Consider the following 17,431-nt stretch of genomic DNA (forward strand, 5'->3'; position numbering starts at 1 on the left):
TCATGTCACCGAGTTTTTCACCGGTGATATGACCCTCGTCACTCCCCAGTGGTCTGTACCAATTAAGGTGGGACCCGTGACTCGTCGCGCGAAAATCGTCTGCACTCTCGGCCCCGCCACATCCTCACCCGAACGCCTGCGTGAACTCATCACGGCCGGCATGGACGTGGCCCGTTTCAACCTCAGCCACGGCAGCCACGAGCTGCACAAAGAGGTCTACGACAGGGTGAGGGAGGTCGCCGCCGAGCTCGGCCGCGGCGTAGGCGTGCTCGCCGACCTGCAGGGCCCCAAGATCCGCGTCGGCAAGTTCGCGGAGGGTCCCGTCCGCCTCGGCTTCGGCGACGTCTTCACCATCACCACCGAAGAGGTCCCCGGCGACCGCGAACAGGTCTCCACCACCTACCTGGGCCTGCCCAAGGACGTCCGCCCCGGCGACAGCATCCTCGTCGACGACGGCCGCGTGCACCTGGAGGTCACCCGCGTCGACGGGCCCCGCGTCACCACCCGCGTCGTCATCGGCGGCATGATCTCCGACAACAAGGGCCTCAACCTGCCCGGCGTCAACGTCAGCGCCCCCGCCCTCACCGACAAGGACGAGGCCGACCTCCGCTGGGCCCTGCGCACCGGCTTCGACCTCATCGCCCTGTCCTTCGTGCGCCGCCCCTCCGACGCCGACGTCGTGCGCAACATCATGGAACAGGAGGCCGTCCGCCTCCCGCTGCTCGCCAAGATCGAGAAGCCGCAGGCCGTCGAACGCCTCCCCGAGATCATCGAAGCCTTCGACGGCATCATGGTCGCCCGCGGCGACCTCGGCGTCGAGCTCCCCCTCGAAGAGGTCCCGATCGTCCAGAAGCGCGCCATCGAACTGTGCCGAGAGAAGGCCCGCCCCGTCATCGTCGCCACCCAGATGCTCGACTCGATGATGAACGCCCCCCGCCCCACCCGCGCCGAGGCCTCCGACGTCGCCTACGCCGTCATGGACGGCGCCGACGCCGTCATGCTCTCCGGCGAGACCTCCGTCGGCAACTACCCCATCGAGTCCGTCGCCACGATGAGCCGCATCGCCACCGCCGCCGAGCGGTCGGTGCTGGAGGCCACCCACAGCCTCGACCGGCTCCCCGAGACCACCGGCGGCGCCATCGCCCGCGCCGCCGCCGAGGTCGGCGCCATCGTCGGCGCCAAGGCCCTGGTCGCCTTCACCATGTCCGGCGAGACCGCCCGCCGCCTGGCCCGCTATCGCTCGCCCATCCCGCTGCTGGCCTTCACCTCCTCGCCCCACGTGCGCAACCAGCTCGCCCTGACCTGGGGCGTGGAGACCTTCGAGGTCCCCTTCGTCCACCACACCGACGACATGGTCCGCCAGGTCGAGGCCTCCCTGCTCGCCCACGCCCGCCTGGAGAAGGGCGACAAGGTCGTCATCGTCGCCGGCTCCCCGCCCGGCACCGCAGGCTCCACCAACGCCCTGCGCGTGCACACCATCGGCTCCGCCGTCGCCCACCCGAGCTGACCTCCGCCGGGTACGGCTCCCGCATCCCGCCCCCGAGCCTGCGCCGTCCGACGGACGGCGCAGGCCCAGGTGCTCCACGCCCCCAGACGGGTGAGTCCTGACGGGGTGGAGCCGTGACCCACGGCGGCCGGCAGGCCCCCCGCGGGGCGCGTCCGGGGCAGGGCGGGTGTCGCCCACCCGGGCTGCGCCGCATGGCAGAGGGGTCCGGTCTCGAGGTGGGTGTGGAAGCGGTGCAGGGTGCGAGGGCGATGTGCGACCGGCGGGCGCAGCCCTTTGGGCGTCGAAGCCCGCGCCCTTCTGCCGAGAAACGCGGACCCCGACGCGCATCCCTGGGCGGCGCCCCACAACGGGTCAGTACTTCGGCCCCACGAACTCGTCCAACCGCTCCACAGCCTCCCTCCGGGCCACGGAGATGGTGTTGTACCGGGAGTAACGCCAGTCCACACCAAGCATGGTGAGCGCCTCTCCGCACAGTTCAAGGATGTCCTTGGACTCGTTGGTGAACAGATAACGGGGGTACTCGTAGCAACGATCACTGCCGTTGGAGTGGCGGCGGATGCGGTTCATGCCTCGGTAGCCGTCGGAGTGCATCAGGCCTCGGACGAAGAGTCCCGGGTGCTTCTTGAAGATCTCCCTCTGCCATGGCTCCAGCGCGATTCTGCGCTTGTGTTTTCGGCCAGGACCATGCTGAGGAAACAGGCAGAGCCAGTGCTTGGAGTAGCTCTTGACCTCCGTGCAGCCTTGGAGGTGACGGCGACTCACAGATGAGGTCGGCATCACCGCTGCCATGGTCTCTGCTGCGGCTTCTATCAACCCAGGCCAGTCATCCCCACAGAAGACAGAGAGTTGATAGACCGCTTTTCGGCAGAGCGCGACGTGCCCGTCGCCTAGGTAGAGGCCGAGTAAATAGGCATAGGCCTCATGATCCAACTCTCGCTTGTGGCAGCGAGGGCATGAATGGTGTCTCCTTAGATCTTCCGCATAGCTCGTCCGGCGGGATCCCGTTCGCCATTTCTGCACCGCGCCGAGGGAGACACCGCAGAGCTCGGCGACTTGACGATCAACCAGCCCGAGGGCGGAGAGGCGGAGCGCGCGGTCAACGGTTTCCCGGGGGTGCATGGTCCAACCATGCCAGCTGTCACCGACAGTTTTTTGCCGACTACAGAAAGTGCCTGATGTGTCAGAGCCGTCCGATCTTGGATCGGACGGTTCTGCTGCTTGTGCCCCGAGTGGGATTCGAACCCACACTGAATGGATTTTGAGGCCATCGACTCTGCCGATTGGTCTATCGGGGCAGATTTCTGGACTTGTCCAGATTGCCAGCAGCTCAGAGCTTACCTGGAAGTAGATCACTCGGCGGCACCGGCGTGGTCCTAATCTAGCGGACGTCGGTACTCTCTTGCTCGTGAGTACGCAGCGGCGAGTGGTGATCGCGGAAGACGAGGCGTTGATCCGCCTCGACCTCAAGGAGATGCTGGAAGAGGACGGGTATGCCGTCGTCGGTGAGGCCGGGGACGGTGAGGCGGCGGTCAAGCTGGCGCTGGAGCTCAGGCCCGATCTGGTGATCCTGGACGTGAAGATGCCCATTCTGGATGGGATCTCGGCCGCTGAGCAGATCGTCTCGCAGCGGATCGCGCCGTGTCTGATCTTGACGGCGTTCTCGCAGCGGGATCTGGTGGAGCGGGCAAGGGACGCGGGGGCGATGGCCTATCTGGTCAAGCCGTTCACGAAGTCCGATCTGGTTCCGGCGATCGAGATGGCGGTGAGCCGCCATGAGGAGATCGCCGCGCTGGAGCGGGAGGTCGGCTCGCTGTCGGAGCGGCTGGAGACGCGCAAGCTGGTGGAGCGGGCCAAGGGGCTGCTCATGGCCGAGCACGGGTGGAGCGAGCCGCAGGCGTTCCGGTGGATTCAGAAGGCGTCGATGGACCGCCGGCTGAGCATGCGCCAGGTGGCGCAGATCGTGGTCGGTGAGGCTTCCGGGACGAAGGAGGCTTGACAGGAGGCCCTGACAAGAGTCTGTCGGGTGCCCGTACGGCGCCGCCGTGGCGGGGAGTGACGTCGGCAAGCCCGTGCCCGTCTCGCAAGACGAGATCGGCACGGGCTTTCGCGTCTCCGGTGTGTCGGGTTGGAAAGATCGCAGGTCGGCGGTGACCATGGCTTTTGTACCTAGTAGCCGAAATGAATCGGTGTAATAACGAAGCGGTAACGTAGGCCTCTACTGTATCGACCTGTGACATCCGCTGGCTGTACTAACCGACACACCCCCTGGCCACTCCGCCAGGGGAGGGCATCTGTGAACCTGGTCCTGACAGTGGACCGGGTGAAAGGAAGGCAACCTTGCGGCCTAAGACTGCTCGCCTCGGTGGAGTTCTTGCTGCCGGTGTGGCGCTCACCCTTGGCCTCGCCGCCTGCAGCAGCGGGAGTGACACGGGGACCACGCCGGAGGGCGGCTCCAGCGCTGCTGCTCCTGGCACCATCAAGATTGGCTTCATGGGTGACCTGACCGGCCCCAACTCCGGCATCGTCATCCCGCCCCGGAATGGTGCCAAGCTCGTCATCGACGAGTACAACAAGACCAACCCGGCTGTGAAGATCGAGCTGGTCGAGTACGACAGCCAGGGTGACGGTTCCAAGGCCGTCGCTCTTGCCCAGCAGGCCATCAAGGACGACAAGATCGTCGGTCTGGTGGGCCCGGCCTTCTCGGGCGAGTCGGCCCAGGTCGCCCCGGTGCTCGAGGAGGCGAAGATCCCGAGCATCTCGGCTTCCGCCACCAACACGAAGCTGGCCGAGAACGGCTGGAAGTTCTGGCACCGCGTCCTGCCGAACGACGGTGTCCAGGGTCCGAGCATCGCCGACTTCATCGCCGACGGTGCCGCCGCCAAGAACGTGTTCGTCATCGACGACAAGTCCGAGTACGGCAAGCCGCTGGCCGACGCCGTCCGTGCCCAGCTGGGCACCAAGGGCGTCCAGGTGACCAACGACTCGCTGGACCCGACCGAGAGCGACTTCTCCTCGGTCGTGAACAAGGTCGCGGCGGCCAAGCCGGACGCGGTCTTCTTCGGTGGTTACTACGCGGCCGGTGGCAACCTGCTCAAGCAGCTGCGTGACAAGGGCGTCAAGGACGCCAAGTTCTTCTCCGGTGACGGTTCGCTGGACAAGGGCCTGATCGAGGGCGCCGGTGCGGCCAACGCCGAGGGCGCGCTCGTGGGCTGCCCCTGCTACATCGCCACCCCGGACGTCACCGACGCCAAGGTGAAGGGCTTCGCCGACGCCTACAAGGCCGCTTTCAGCGCCGACCCGGCGATCTACGCCGCCGAGGGTTACGACGCCGCGACGGTCTTCGTGGAGGCGGTCAAGGCCGGCAACACCACCCCGGAGAAGATCAACGAGTTCATCGCCTCGGCGAACATCGCGGGTGTCTCCAAGCAGATCAAGTTCCAGGCCAACGGTGAGGTCGAGGCCAAGGACATCTACATCTACCAGGTCAAGGGTGGCGCCATCACGCTGCTCGGCAAGGCCGCGGAGGCGAAGCTGGGCTGAGGTCCGGAGCTCTGAGAGAGTAGGTAGTCGACGCGCGGGGAGCGGGACGCCGTGATGCGGTCCCGCTCCTCGTGTGGTTGCCGGTCGGTCCACGAGACCGGGCCGGCAGGGAGCTACCGGACAGTGCAGGCGATCCCCGCTAGAAGTGGTAATCCCTAGTGTTCAATGACTTCATCAATCAGTTCTGGCCGGCGACAATCGACGGCCTGGCGTTCGGTTCGATCTACGCCCTGATCGCGCTCGGGTACACGATGGTGTACGGCGTGCTCAGGCTGATCAACTTCGCCCACTCCGAAGTGTTCATGATCGGCACTTTCGGTGCGATGTTCGTGCCCTTCACGCTCGGCATCGACTCCGCGCTCACGGGTCTGACGCTCGTGGGTGTGATCATTCTGATGATCCTGGCCGGCATGCTGGCCTCCGCCGGTACCGCGGTGGCGCTGGAGCGCATCGCCTACCGGCCGCTGCGCAAGCGCGGCGCCTCCCGGCTCGCGGCCCTGATCTCGGCGATCGGCGCCTCGATCTTCCTGCAGGAGTTCTTCGCGCTCATCGTCATCCCGAACGTCTTCGACCGCCCCCAGCAGGGTCGTATCCAGATGGGCCTGCCCCGTCTGATGGAGCGCACCGAGCTGTTCTCGATCTTCGGTCACACGGTCCGGGTGGACCAGGTGCTGGTGATCGTGGCGGCGCTGGCGATGATGGTCGTGCTCGACCGGCTGGTGAACCGCACGAAGATCGGCCGTGGTATCCGCGCCACCGCGCAGAACCCCGAGTCGGCCGTGCTGATGGGCGTCGACATCGACAAGATCATCCGGATGACGTTCCTCATCGGCGGCGCCATGGCGGGTGTGGCCGGCGCGCTGTATCTGATCTCGTACGAGAACACGAACTACTTCATCGGGTTCCTCTTCGGAATCAAGGCGTTCACCGCGGCGGTCCTGGGCGGCATCGGCAACCTGCGCGGCGCCCTGGTCGGCGGGCTCGTCCTCGGCCTGGTGGAGAACTACGGAGCCATCTTCTTCGGCTCCGACTGGAAGCATGTGATCTCCTTCACCATCCTCGTCTTGGTCCTGATGTTCCGTCCCACCGGAATCCTCGGTGAATCACTCCAGCAGGCGCGCGCATGAACGAGAAGAATCCCCTGGCACGCTTCCGGAACCAGCTCGGTCATTCCGGTGACGTGATCCGCGACCGCTGGGCGCACACGCCGGGCTGGCAGCGCTGGATCGTCTACATCGCCCTGATCATCGGGGCTCTTCTGCTGCCTTCGGAGTCCATCGGCAGCTTCATGTCGCCGGACACCGACTGGGCGAGCATCCTGTTCTTCCCGATCGGCACCTACGTGCTGCTGGCCATCGGCCTGAACGTCGTGGTCGGCCAGGCCGGTCTGCTGGACCTGGGCTTCGTGGCCTTCTACGCGGTGGGCGGCTACGCGATGGCGTTGCTGGGCACCCGGCTGGGCTGGAACTTCTGGATCATCCTGATCGTGGGCATCGGCATCTGCGCCCTGTCGGGCATCACCCTGGGCGCGCCGACGCTGCGGCTGCGCGGTGACTATCTGGCGATCGTCACGCTGGGTTTCGGTGAGATCATCCGCATCACCGCGCGCAACACCGACGAGATCGGCGGCCCGAACGGCATCCGCGGCATCCCGCACCCGCCGAGCTACGAGGAACTCAACCTGTTCGGCATCAACTTCGCCGACACCTTCGGGGTGGACCCCCTCAAGTACGGCGTGCTGGACCCGCGGCCGTACTACTACCTGCTGGTGGCCCTGGCCGTCGTCGTGATCATCCTGGTGAAGCGCTGGGAGAAGAGCCGCGTCGGGCGCGCCTGGGCGGCGATCCGCGAGGACGAGGACGCGGCCGAGGTCATGGGCGTGCCGACGTTCCGCTTCAAGATGCTGGCCTTCGCCATCGGCGCCTCCATCGGCGGTGCGATGGGCGTGCTGTGGGCGGCGAAGTCCATCTCGATCAACCCCAACGACTTCCAGTTCCTGCTGTCGGCGACGATCCTGGCCGCGGTGGTCATGGGCGGCGCGGGCAACCTGCCGGGAGTCATGCTGGGCGCGTTCATCGTGGCGTGGCTGCCCGAGCGCTTCCGCGGTCTGCAGGAGTACCGCATGCTGATCTTCGGCGCGGTGCTCGTCGCGCTCATGATCTTCCGCCCCGAGGGTCTGCTGCCCTCGCGCCAGCGTAAGGCGGAGCTGAAAGAAGGAACGGGCGGAATGGGTACGCTCGGAGCTGAGGTTCCCGGGCCTGAGTCGCGGGGCGAGGAGGTGGCGTCCAAGTGAGCACCGAAACGAGCGTCGCGGTGGGTCAGGAGCGCAGCGGCCGGCCGATGCTGGAGCTGCAGAACCTCGTCATGCGCTTCGGCGGCGTCACGGCCCTGCGCGAGGTGAACCTGCGGGTCGACGAGGGTGAGATCTTCGCGCTCATCGGCCCGAACGGCGCCGGCAAGACCACGGTGTTCAACGTGGTGACCGGTGTCTACCAGCCGACCGAGGGGCAGGTCCTCTTCCAGGGCCAGAAGATCAGCGGCACCAAGCGGTTCAAGATCACCAAGCAGGGTGTCGCCCGGACGTTCCAGAACATCCGGCTGTTCCACAACATGACGGCGCTGGAGAACGTCATGGTGGGCTCCGACGCCCACCACCGCGCCGGCATGGTCAGCGTGGCGCTGGGCCTGCCCTGGCACCGCAGGGCGGAGCAGGACGGCCGCAAGCTGGCGATGGAGCTGCTGGAGTTCGTCGGCATCGGGCACCGTGCGGACGACCACGCCAAGAACCTGCCCTACGGCGACCAGCGCCGCCTGGAGATCGCCCGGGCGCTGGCCACCAACCCGAAGCTGCTGCTGCTCGACGAGCCCGCCGCGGGCATGAACCCGGCGGAGAAGGAGGCGCTGCAGCAGCTCATCCGCGACATCCGGGATTCCGGGCGGACCATTCTGATCATCGAGCACGACATGAGCCTCATCATGGGCATCAGCGACCGCATCGCGGTGCTGGACTTCGGCCAGAAGATCGCCGATGGCCTGCCGGACGAGGTTCGCAACGACCCCCGGGTCGTCGAGGCGTATTTGGGGGCTCCCGCAGATGCTTCTTGAGGTCAAGGACATCCACGTCCACTACGGAAAGATCGCCGCTCTCAAGGGCATCTCCGTCGAGGTGAACGAGGGCGAGATCGTCACCCTCATCGGGGCGAACGGGGCCGGCAAGACCACGACCCTGAAGACCATCTCGGGTCTTCGCGGTCTGACGTCGGGCAAGATCTTCTTCGACGGCAAGGACATCAGCAAGATGCCCGGCCACAAGAGGGTCGTCGCGGGCCTGGGGCAGGCGCCCGAGGGCCGCGGCATCTTCCCCGGCATGACGGTCCACGACAACCTGCTGATGGGCGCCTACGCCCGTTCGGGGAACTTCGACAAGGAGCTCGCCGAGGCCTACGAGCTGTTCCCGCGGTTGGCCGAGCGCAGGAACCAGGCGGCCGGCACCATGTCCGGCGGCGAGCAGCAGATGCTGGCCATCGGCCGGGCCCTGATGGCCAAGCCGAAGGTGCTGCTGCTGGACGAGCCGTCGATGGGCCTGGCGCCGCTGCTGGTGCAGCAGATCTTCTCCATCATCGAGGAGATCAACCGGCGCGGCACCACGGTGCTGCTGGTGGAGCAGAACGCGCAGCAGGCGCTGAAGCTGGCGCACCGGGCCTACGTCCTGGAGACCGGCTCGGTGGTCAAGAGCGCTCCGGCCGCGCAGCTGCTGGACGACCCCGACGTGCGGGCCGCCTACCTCGGTGGCGGGCTCGGGCACGAGGCGCCGGGCGAGCGCGCGTGAGCCGTACGGCGTGAAGGCGGGCCCGCCGTGCGTCGCGCGCGGCGGGCCCGGCCTGTCGTACCCCGGGCCGGACGGGCCCGCTCTGCCGTACCCGCACCGGGAGGGGTCCGTCCCGCCCGGTGCGCCCGGCCGGGGACCGCTTGAGCCGGGTCAGGGCAGGGGGACCGTGACGCCGTCCGTGGCGGCCAGGCCGAGCGGCGGGTCGCCGAACAGTTTCACGGAGGCGGGCCGGGCGTCCTTCGGGATGTCGAACCACAGGTCCATCTCCACCCTGACCCCGGCGCCCAGCAGGAACCTGTCCGGCTGCCGCTTGGTGGCCTGGGTGAAGGGGTCGATCGCGTAGGCCGCGCCGTCGGCGGCGACCAGCCGCTGCTTGCCCGCCTCGAAGCGGGAGTTGGTGCGGCCGGGATTCTCCATGAGGATCCGCACGACCACGTACTGGCCCTTGGCCTGCCACTCGGCGTGGCTGCCGAAGAACCCGCTGAGCCCCTTCTGCAGGCCGATGACCTGGAAGCGGATCTCCCCGTCCTGCGCGGGCGGGGCCGTCACGGCGATCTCGCCCGGCCGGACCGCGCGGGCGGGCAGGTCGTAGGTGGGGGAGGGCGTGGCCGCCGGGGTCCGCGTGACCTGCTGCGGCTCGCCGGAGCAGCCGCCCGTCAGGACGGTGATTATCACGGCGATCACGGGGAATGCGGCGAGGCGCGACATGAAGATCACGCTAAGCAGTGACAGGCTGAGAAAGTACTTGTGACAGTGCTTGTTGTCCGAATTGTGTCACAGCGGTGACCCTGGTGGTCACGGACATAGGGCAGCATCACGTGCACTGAGGTATCCATACAAAGAAGCGACGTTGACCGAAGGAGGCCGTTGTGGGCCTGAGTTTTGTTTCCCGTCGCGCGCTGGCGGTGGGCGCGATGGTCGTCGCCGGTGCGCTCGGCCTGTCGGCCTGCGGCGGGGGTGGCGACACCACCGGCGCGAGCCAGAGCGCGGGTGCCTCGTCCGCTCCGGCCGCCGCGGGCGGGCCCAAGCTGGTCGCCGCCGGCAAGCTGACGACCTGCACCAACATCCCCTACGAGCCCTTCCAGTTCAAGGAGGGCGACAAGATCGTCGGCTTCGACGTCGACATCGTCGACCTGGCCGCCAAGAAGCTCGGCGTGACGCAGGAGATCGTCGACATCGACTTCGCCGTCATCAAGAGCGGCGCCGCGATGGCCGCCGGCAAGTGCGACCTCGCCGCCGCGGGCATGACCATCACCGACGAGCGCAAGGCGAACATCGACTTCTCCGTGCCGTACTTCGACGCCACCCAGGCGCTGATGGCCAAGAAGGGCACCGGCGCCACGTCGCTGGACGACGTCAAGGCCAAGAACCTCAAGCTCGGCGCCCAGGCCTCGACCACCGGCCTGGACTACGTCAAGGAGCAGGGTTTCAACCCCCGCGAGTTCGCCGACTCCTCCAAGGAGCTGCTGGGCCTGCAGTCCGGCCAGGTCGACGTGATCGTCCAGGACCTGCCGGTCGTGCTCACCTGGCTGAAGAAGCCGGAGATCGCCGAGAAGTTCGAGCTGATCGCCAGCCTGGACACCGGTGAGCAGTACGGCATCGGCCTGAAGAAGGGCGCCGACCCGGTCATCCTCAAGGCGGTCAACGACGCGATCGCCGAGGCCAAGGCCGACGGCACCTACGAGCAGATCTACGTCAAGTGGTTCGGCAAGAAGCCCGGCGAGCTCGGCTGATCCATGACCGACCAGTCAACCGCGACTGAGCCGTCCGGCCCTGGCGGGCCCCCTCCCGCCAGGGCCCGGTTCAGTCCCCGTAAAAGGCAGCAGATCAGCCGGGCCGTCCAATACGTCGTGCTCGTGGTCGCGGCGATCGCCGTCGTGCTGTTCGTCGACTGGGCGAGCCTGGCCCAGAACTTCGCCAAGCCCGAGGTGGCCCGGGAGACGCTGCCCGAGCTGTTCACGATCGCGCTGAAGAACACGCTCATCTACTCGATCGGCGGCTTCGTCTTCGCGTTCCTGATCGGTCTCGTGCTGGCCCTGATGCGGCTGTCGTCGGTGCGGCCGTACCGCTGGCTGTCGCTGGCCTACATCGAGGTCTTCCGGGGCCTGCCGGCGCTGCTGATCTTCCTGATGATCCTGTTCCTGCCGCTGGCGCTGCCCGGCTTCGAGGTGCCCGGCGGCCTGTACGGCCAGGGCATCCTGGGCCTGACCATCGTCGGTTCGGCCTACATGGCCGAGACGCTCCGCGCGGGCCTGCAGGCGGTGCCGAAGGGGCAGATGGAGGCGGCCCGCTCGCTGGGCATGTCGTACAGCAGGGCGATGATCACGATCATCATCCCGCAGGCCGTGCGCATCGTGATCCCGCCGACGACCAACCAGTTCGTGTCCCTGCTCAAGGACTCGTCGCTGGTGCTGTTCCTCGGCGTCTCCGGCGAGTACGTCGAGCTGACGAAGTTCGGCAACGACCTGGCCTCGACGTACGCCAACGCCACGCCCATCCTGGTGGTCGGCGTGACCTACCTGCTCGTCACCATCCCGCTGGGCTATCTTGCGGCCCGGCTGGAGAAGCGTCAGGGGAAGGGACGGTGACCCCGGTGAACCACGCGGTCGAGATTCGCGATCTGCACAAGCACTTCGGCAGGCTCGAGGTGCTCAAGGGCATCGACTTCACCGTCGAGCCCGGACAGGTGGTCTGCGTCATCGGCCCGTCCGGGTCGGGCAAGTCCACCCTGCTGCGCTGCGTGAACCTGCTGGAGCAGCCCACCGCGGGCAAGGTGTTCGTCGAGGGCGTCGAGCTGACCCACGTCGACGTCGACATCGACGCCGCCCGGCGCCGGGTCGGCATGGTCTTCCAGCAGTTCAACCTGTTCCCCCACATGACGGTGCTGGAGAACGTGACCATCGCCCAGCGCCGGGTGCTCAAGCGCGGCAAGACCGAGTCCGAGCGGATCGCGCGGGACAACCTGGACAGGGTCGGCCTCAGCGAGAAGGCGGACTCCTACCCGGCGCAGCTGTCCGGCGGCCAGCAGCAGCGCGTGGCGATCGCCCGCGCGCTGGCCATGAGCCCCTCCCTGATGCTCTTCGACGAGCCCACCTCCGCGCTCGACCCGGAGCTGGTCGGCGACGTGCTCACGGTCATGCGCAAGCTGGCCGAGGAGGGCATGACCATGCTGGTGGTCACGCACGAGATGGCCTTCGCCCGTGACGTGGCCGACCGGGTGGTGTTCATGGACGGCGGCGTCATCGTCGAGGACGGCCCGCCGGACCAGGTGATCGGCGCGCCGCAGCACGAGCGGACCAAGTCGTTCCTGCGCCGGGTGCTCGACCCGACGCACACCGACGTCTGATCCCGCCCGGGAGCCTGCGGCGTCCCGGTGCCGACCCGCCCGCCCCTGTCACGGCCCGCGCCCGCCCGGCGCGGGCCGTACGGGTCTACGGGGGCGTCCGGGGCCGCGAAGGACCGGGCCGGAAAGAGTTCGCGAAGGACCGGGGTCGCGAGGAACCGGCGTCACCGGGAGCCCGGCCCGGGAGAGAACCCTCCGGAGATACGAAAGAACCGGGACCACCCCCGGCACTGGCGTGTGCGGGGCATGTGGTCCCGGTTCCACGAGTGGGCCCCGGATCCGAAGGAGCCTTTGGCGCCGTACAGAGCTTCCCCGACCCTGTACGTTTTCTACTCGGTCTCCTCACGGACACCGGAGCCACTCGCGTTGATTCCCCTACCCCTCTTCACGGAGCGGGAATCCTCCGCATCGCGGTTGAGTTTTCGCGATTCCTCCCGCCCACGCGGCGAGGATTTCGGTCCCACTATAAGCATGCCGCCCGCGATCCGGAGGGCATTCGCGCATGAGCGTTTCCCCGCGCGCGGCGCGACGGTCAGGCGTCGCGGAGCATGCAGGTCAGCCGGGAGGTGCACACGCGGCGCCCCTGCTCGTCGGTGATCTCGATGTCGTAGGTGGCGACCGTCCGGCCGCCGTGCAGGCGGGTGGCCACGCCGGTGACGCGGCCGGAGGTGGCCGAGCGGTGGTGGGTGGCGCTGATCTCGATGCCGACGGCGATGCGGCCGGGACCGGCGTGCAGCGCCGCCCCGGTGGAGCCGATGGTCTCGGCGAGCACGCAGGAGGCGCCGCCGTGCAGCAGGCCGTACGGCTGGGTGTTGCCGTCGACGGGCATCGTCGCCACGACGCGCTCGGCGCTCGCCTCGGTGATCTCGATGCCCATCCGCTCCACGAGGCTGTTCTTGTACGAGGCGCCCATCAGCTCCTCCAGGCGGGTGGCGTCGTCGGGGCCGGTCAGAGTCAAGGGGGCGTCTCCTGTCGTGCGAGGTCGAGTTTTCTGTCGCACCAGGAGACTAGGCTTCTGCTGTGCCGAAGAGCGAAGCGACCCCCACTCGTCCGTGTCTCCTGCTCCTCGATGGGCATTCACTGGCCTATCGGGCGTTCTACGCGCTTCCCGAGGAGAACTTCTCCACCTCGACGGGGCAGACCACCAACGCCGTCTACGGTTTCACGTCGATGCTGGTCAACGTGCTCCGTGACGAGCAGCCCACCCATGTGGCGGTCTGCTTCGACCGGTCGGAGCCGACCTTCCGGCACGAGGAGTACACCGACTACAAGGCCAACCGCAGCGCCAGTCCCGACACCTTCCGCAGCCAGATGAGCCTGATCCACGAGATGCTCGACGCGCTGCGCGTGCCGCACCTGTCGATGCCGGGCTACGAGGCCGACGACCTGATCGCCACGCTGGCGACCCGGGCCGCCGGGCAGGACATGAGCGTGCTGATCGTCACCGGTGACCGCGACGCGCTGCAGCTCGTCGACGAGCGGATCACGGTGCTGATGACCCGGGTGGGGATCAGCAACATGACCCGGTTCACGCCCGAGGTGGTGGTGGAGAAATACGACCTCACCCCGGCGCAGTACCCCGACTTCGCCGCGATCCGCGGCGACGCCAGCGACAACCTCAAGAACATCCCCGGCGTGGGGGAGAAGACCGCGGCCAAGTGGATCCGCGAGTTCGGCTCGCTGGAGGAGCTGGTCAACCGGGTCGACGAGGTCAAGGGCAAGGTCGGCGACAAGCTCCGTGAGCACCTCGACCAGGTGCTGATGAACCGCCGCCTCACCCAGCTGATCCGGGACGTCCCGCTGGAGCAGGAGGTCTCCCGGCTGAAGGTCGGCCAGTGGGACCGCGAGGAGATCGACAAGATCCTGGACGCCCTGGAGTTCCGGGGCGAGATCCGCGACCGGCTCTTCAAGACCCTCGGCTCGCCCGAGCCCGAGGCCGCCGACGGCTTCGAGATCGAGGTCGTCGTGCTGGGCGCGGACGAGGTGGCCGGCTGGCTCGGCGGGCTGCCCGGGGGCCGGGCCGGCCTGGCCTTCACGGGCGCCTACGGCAGCGGCACCGGCCGCGTCGAGGGCATCGCGATCGCCGCTCCGGACGGCGCGGACGGCGGGCCCCGGGCGGCGTTCGTCGATCCGGCGACGCTGACCGAGGGCGACGAGGCGGCGCTGCGCGCCTGGCTGGCCGACGAGTCCAGGCCCAAGGCCGTGCACGACGCCAAGGGTCCGATGCTGGGGCTGTGGGCCCAGGGGATGGAGCTGCGCGGGCTGTCCTGTGACACGGCCCTGGCGGCCTATCTGGCCGCGCCCGGCCAGAAGTCCTTCCCGCTGGAGGACCTCGTCCGGGTCTACCTGCAGCGTGAGCTGCGCGGGGGGACCGGCGACGGCCAGGTCAGCCTGTTCGAGGACCAGGAGGCCGACGCGGCCCGCGACCTCGGCCTGCGGGCCCTGGCCGTGCGCGACCTCGCCCTGGCGCTGGAGGCCTTCCTGGAGCCGCGCGGCGGTGCCGGCCTGATGTGCGACGTGGAGCTGCCGCTGGTGACCGTCCTGGCCGAGATGGAGCGCGACGGCATCGCCGCCGACCGCGCCCACCTGGAGGGCCTGGAGGCGGAGTTCCGCGCGGCGGTCAGGCAGGCCGTCGAGGCGGCCCACGCCTCGGTGGGCGAGCAGTTCAACCTGGGCTCGCCCAAGCAACTGCAGGAGATCCTGTTCACCAAGCTGGCGCTGCCCAAGACCAAGAAGATCAAAACGGGCTACAGCACCGACGCCGAGCAGCTGGCCTGGCTGGCCGCCCAGACCGACCACGAGCTGCCGACCATCATGCTGCGCCACCGCGACCAGGAGAAGCTGCGGGTCACGGTGGAGGGCCTGATCAAGGAGATCTCCGACGACGGCCGGATCCACACCACCCTCAAGCAGACCGTGGCGGCGACCGGGCGGCTGAGCTCGGAGAAGCCCAACCTGCAGAACATCCCGATCCGCACGGCCGAAGGGCGCCGGATCCGGCAGGGCTTCACGGTCGGCTCCGGCTACGAGACGCTGCTGACGGCCGACTACAGCCAGATCGAGCTGCGCATCATGGCGCACCTGTCGGGCGACGAGTCGCTGATCGCCTCCTTCGAGTCCGGGCACGACTTCCACCAGGCGACCGCGGCGCGGGTCTTCGACATCGCGCCCGACGAGGTCAACGGCGAGATGCGCGCCAAGATCAAGGCGATGAACTACGGCCTGGCCTACGGCCTGTCCGACTTCGGGCTCTCCGCGCAGCTGGGCATCCCGGTGGCGGAGGCCAGGTCCCTCAAGGAGGAGTACTTCGAGGAGTTCGGCGGCGTCCGCGACTTCCTCAACGCGATCGTCGCCCAGGCCCGCCAGGACGGCTACACCGAGACCATCATGGGCCGCCGCCGCTACCTGCCCGACCTCAACAGCGACAACCGCCAGCGCCGCGAGATGGCCGAGCGGATGGCCCTCAACGCGCCGATCCAGGGTTCGGCGGCCGACATCATCAAGGTCGCCATGCTCCACGTGCGCGACGCGCTCAGGGAGGCGGGCCTGACCTCCAGGATGCTGCTGCAGGTCCACGACGAGCTCGTGTTCGAGGTGGCCCCCGGGGAGCTGGAGCCCCTGCGCGAGCTGGTCCGCGACCGGATGAACGCCGCCTACTCGCTGCGCGTCCCGCTGGAGGTCTCGGTGGGCGTGGGCCGCACGTGGGAGGACGCCGGCCACTGACGCCCCCGCCCGCCGGGCGCCGCCGTACCCGCTTTCCGCCTCGGGGGTTGCCCGCCGGGGCGGCCGGGGGAGGCCCGTCCGGGAGGCGGAAGTGCCGGAAAGCGTCCTCTGGGACGGCTGGGGCGGCCTCCGGCGGCGTACCGCCCTCGGCGTTCGCCCAGGTGGCGGGCGTTTCGGGGGTGTCCGCGGAGTGGGTGTCCGCTGGTGGGGATGGCCGGGGAAGTGACCGGGCTTGTCCGGGTCTGTTCTAGGGTTGGAAGGCAGCCGACACCTCGACGGGCAGCGGGAGTCTTGTGCGGAGTCCAACCCTTCTCACGCGGATCCTCATGGTGGCCAACGCCGTGGTGATCGTGATCGCCCTTGGGGTCCTGCTGCTGCTTCCCACCCCCGGCGAGGAGCCCGCCCGGCGCACCTCCGCCGCGGTGGAACCTGGGGAGACCCCGCCGCCGCCGAAGGCCGAGCTGCCCTCCGCCGACCTGCCCGAGGCGATCATCGCCACGCCCGAGTTCGCCCGGCAGGTGGGGGCCAACGAGCTGGGACTGGTTCCGGTGATCATGTACCACCGGATCGTGAAGAAGCGCACGGCCTCCATCGACCGCACCCCCGGCCAGGTGCGCGGGGAGATGGAGAAGCTGGCCAGGGACGGCTACGTGCCGATCACCGCCAGGGAGTTCGCCACCGGGAAGATCAACATTCCGGCCGGCAAGCACCCGGTCGTGCTGACCTTCGACGACGGCCACCCCAGCCACTTCGCCCTGGACGAGACGGGCATGCCGGCGCGCGACACCGCCGTCGGGATCATCTACGAGGTGGCGCGCCAGTATCCGGAGTTCCGCCCCGTGGCCACCTTCTGGGTCAACCGCGAGCCGTTCGGCCTGAAGGACCGGGGCGACCAGGCGCGCGCCGTGCAGTGGCTGGCCGCACGGGGCTTCGAGGTGGCCAACCACACCTGGAGCCACCCGTTCCTGCCGTCGCTGTCCAGGAAGCGGATCGCCGAGCAGCTCGTCCGGGTCGAGCGCATGCTGGGGAGCTTCGGGCTGGGCCCCTCCGAGACGCTGGCGCTGCCGTACGGCGGGATGCCGCGGGCCAGGTCCACCGTGCAGCAGGGCAAATGGGACGGGACCCGGTTCGGGTTCAAGGGGGTCTTCCTGGCCGGTGCGCAGCCGTCGGTGTCGCCCTTCGACAAGTCCTACGACTGGCGCTCGATCCAGCGGATCCAGAGCAACGGCAAGAAGGGCGAGTGCCGCAGATGGTGCTCGCAGTACTGGCTCGAATGGCTCGGCAAGCACCCCGAGCAGCTGTACACGGCGGACGGGGATCCGGAACGCATCTCCATGCCGGGCAAACTTCGGGGTAATATCAGCTCCAAGCGGAGGCAGCAGGTCAACGCCTATTAGGCGTCCCTGCCGTCGGTTTCGTCCCTGTGCGTCCCGTGGCGTCTGTCGTCCTCGGATTGACCAGGCCCGTCCAGTCTCATATGCTGATCGCT

At 68.3% G+C, this 17,431-nt stretch carries 15 protein-coding genes and 1 tRNA gene; 12 read left to right on the forward strand and 4 right to left on the reverse strand.

Features of this window, described 5'->3' with window-relative positions:
• The first annotated feature begins 76 nt into the window (after positions 1-76).
• The gene (pyk, locus tag Pta02_RS22285; RefSeq protein ID WP_203876833.1) at positions 77-1,507 is read left to right on the forward strand and encodes a pyruvate kinase; all 1,431 of its coding nucleotides are present in this window, start codon (positions 77-79) and stop codon (positions 1,505-1,507) included.
• A gap of 351 nt (positions 1,508-1,858) precedes the next feature.
• Here pyk and Pta02_RS22290 read toward each other — a convergent pair whose 3' ends face one another.
• A complete protein-coding gene (locus tag Pta02_RS22290; RefSeq protein ID WP_203876834.1) occupies positions 1,859-2,626 on the reverse strand; it encodes a hypothetical protein in 768 nt (255 codons plus the stop codon).
• A gap of 102 nt (positions 2,627-2,728) precedes the next feature.
• Positions 2,729-2,802, reverse strand: a tRNA-Leu gene (locus Pta02_RS22295).
• A 110-nt stretch (positions 2,803-2,912) separates the two neighbouring features.
• Here Pta02_RS22295 and Pta02_RS22300 point away from each other — a divergent pair.
• The 6 genes from Pta02_RS22300 to Pta02_RS22325 all read left to right on the forward strand — a co-directional run bounded on the left by Pta02_RS22300 (position 2,913) and on the right by Pta02_RS22325 (position 8,876).
• Positions 2,913-3,503: an ANTAR domain-containing response regulator gene (locus Pta02_RS22300; protein ID WP_275423600.1), complete on the forward strand. Its 591-nt coding sequence runs from the start codon at positions 2,913-2,915 to the stop codon at positions 3,501-3,503.
• A gap of 386 nt (positions 3,504-3,889) precedes the next feature.
• Positions 3,890-5,047, forward strand: a complete 1,158-nt coding sequence (locus tag Pta02_RS22305) for a branched-chain amino acid ABC transporter substrate-binding protein (protein WP_275423601.1) — start codon at positions 3,890-3,892, stop codon at positions 5,045-5,047.
• Positions 5,048-5,205: 158 nt separating this feature from the next.
• Positions 5,206-6,174: a branched-chain amino acid ABC transporter permease gene (locus Pta02_RS22310; RefSeq protein WP_203876836.1), complete on the forward strand. Its 969-nt coding sequence runs from the start codon at positions 5,206-5,208 to the stop codon at positions 6,172-6,174.
• Positions 6,171-7,340 carry a branched-chain amino acid ABC transporter permease gene (locus Pta02_RS22315; protein WP_203876837.1) on the forward strand — a complete coding sequence of 390 codons (1,170 nt, stop codon included), beginning with the start codon at positions 6,171-6,173 and terminating at the stop codon, positions 7,338-7,340. The genes Pta02_RS22310 and Pta02_RS22315 overlap by 4 nt, the downstream gene beginning before the upstream one ends.
• A 47-nt stretch (positions 7,341-7,387) precedes the next feature.
• Positions 7,388-8,152, forward strand: coding sequence for an ABC transporter ATP-binding protein (locus Pta02_RS22320; RefSeq protein ID WP_203876894.1), 765 nt, complete (start codon positions 7,388-7,390; stop codon positions 8,150-8,152).
• Positions 8,142-8,876: an ABC transporter ATP-binding protein gene (locus Pta02_RS22325; RefSeq protein ID WP_203876838.1), complete on the forward strand. Its 735-nt coding sequence runs from the start codon at positions 8,142-8,144 to the stop codon at positions 8,874-8,876. Before Pta02_RS22320 ends, Pta02_RS22325 begins: the two co-directional genes overlap by 11 nt.
• 150 nt (positions 8,877-9,026) lie before the next feature.
• Here the strand turns inward: Pta02_RS22325 and Pta02_RS22330 are convergent, their stop codons facing one another.
• Positions 9,027-9,584, reverse strand: a complete 558-nt coding sequence (locus Pta02_RS22330) for a DUF4352 domain-containing protein (RefSeq protein WP_203876839.1) — start codon at positions 9,582-9,584, stop codon at positions 9,027-9,029.
• A gap of 161 nt (positions 9,585-9,745) precedes the next feature.
• On the opposite strand from Pta02_RS22330, the gene Pta02_RS22335 reads away from it, so the two are divergent.
• The 3 genes from Pta02_RS22335 (at position 9,746) to Pta02_RS22345 (ending at position 12,222) form a co-directional block, all read left to right on the forward strand.
• Positions 9,746-10,609 (forward strand): ABC transporter substrate-binding protein, encoded by an 864-nt coding sequence (locus tag Pta02_RS22335; protein WP_203876840.1) that lies wholly within the window; start codon positions 9,746-9,748, stop codon positions 10,607-10,609.
• Positions 10,610-10,726: 117 nt separating this feature from the next.
• Positions 10,727-11,464: an amino acid ABC transporter permease gene (locus Pta02_RS22340; protein WP_239131143.1), complete on the forward strand. Its 738-nt coding sequence runs from the start codon at positions 10,727-10,729 to the stop codon at positions 11,462-11,464.
• Positions 11,461-12,222 carry an amino acid ABC transporter ATP-binding protein gene (locus tag Pta02_RS22345; protein WP_203876842.1) on the forward strand — a complete coding sequence of 254 codons (762 nt, stop codon included), beginning with the start codon at positions 11,461-11,463 and terminating at the stop codon, positions 12,220-12,222. Before Pta02_RS22340 ends, Pta02_RS22345 begins: the two co-directional genes overlap by 4 nt.
• A 529-nt stretch (positions 12,223-12,751) precedes the next feature.
• Here Pta02_RS22345 and Pta02_RS22350 read toward each other — a convergent pair.
• Positions 12,752-13,132 (reverse strand): PaaI family thioesterase, encoded by a 381-nt coding sequence (locus Pta02_RS22350; protein WP_203876895.1) that lies wholly within the window; start codon positions 13,130-13,132, stop codon positions 12,752-12,754.
• Between the two features lie 107 nt (positions 13,133-13,239).
• On the opposite strand from Pta02_RS22350, the gene polA reads away from it, so the two are divergent.
• Both polA and Pta02_RS22360 read left to right on the forward strand, forming a co-directional pair.
• A complete protein-coding gene (polA, locus tag Pta02_RS22355; protein WP_203876843.1) occupies positions 13,240-15,942 on the forward strand; it encodes a DNA polymerase I in 2,703 nt (900 codons plus the stop codon).
• A gap of 326 nt (positions 15,943-16,268) precedes the next feature.
• Positions 16,269-17,339: a polysaccharide deacetylase family protein gene (locus Pta02_RS22360; RefSeq protein ID WP_203876844.1), complete on the forward strand. Its 1,071-nt coding sequence runs from the start codon at positions 16,269-16,271 to the stop codon at positions 17,337-17,339.
• The last annotated feature ends 92 nt before the right edge of the window (positions 17,340-17,431 follow it).

The sequence above is a fragment of the Paraplanobispora takensis genome (assembly GCF_016863195.1).
In the GTDB taxonomy this organism is placed as follows: domain Bacteria; phylum Actinomycetota; class Actinomycetes; order Streptosporangiales; family Streptosporangiaceae; genus Planobispora; species Planobispora takensis.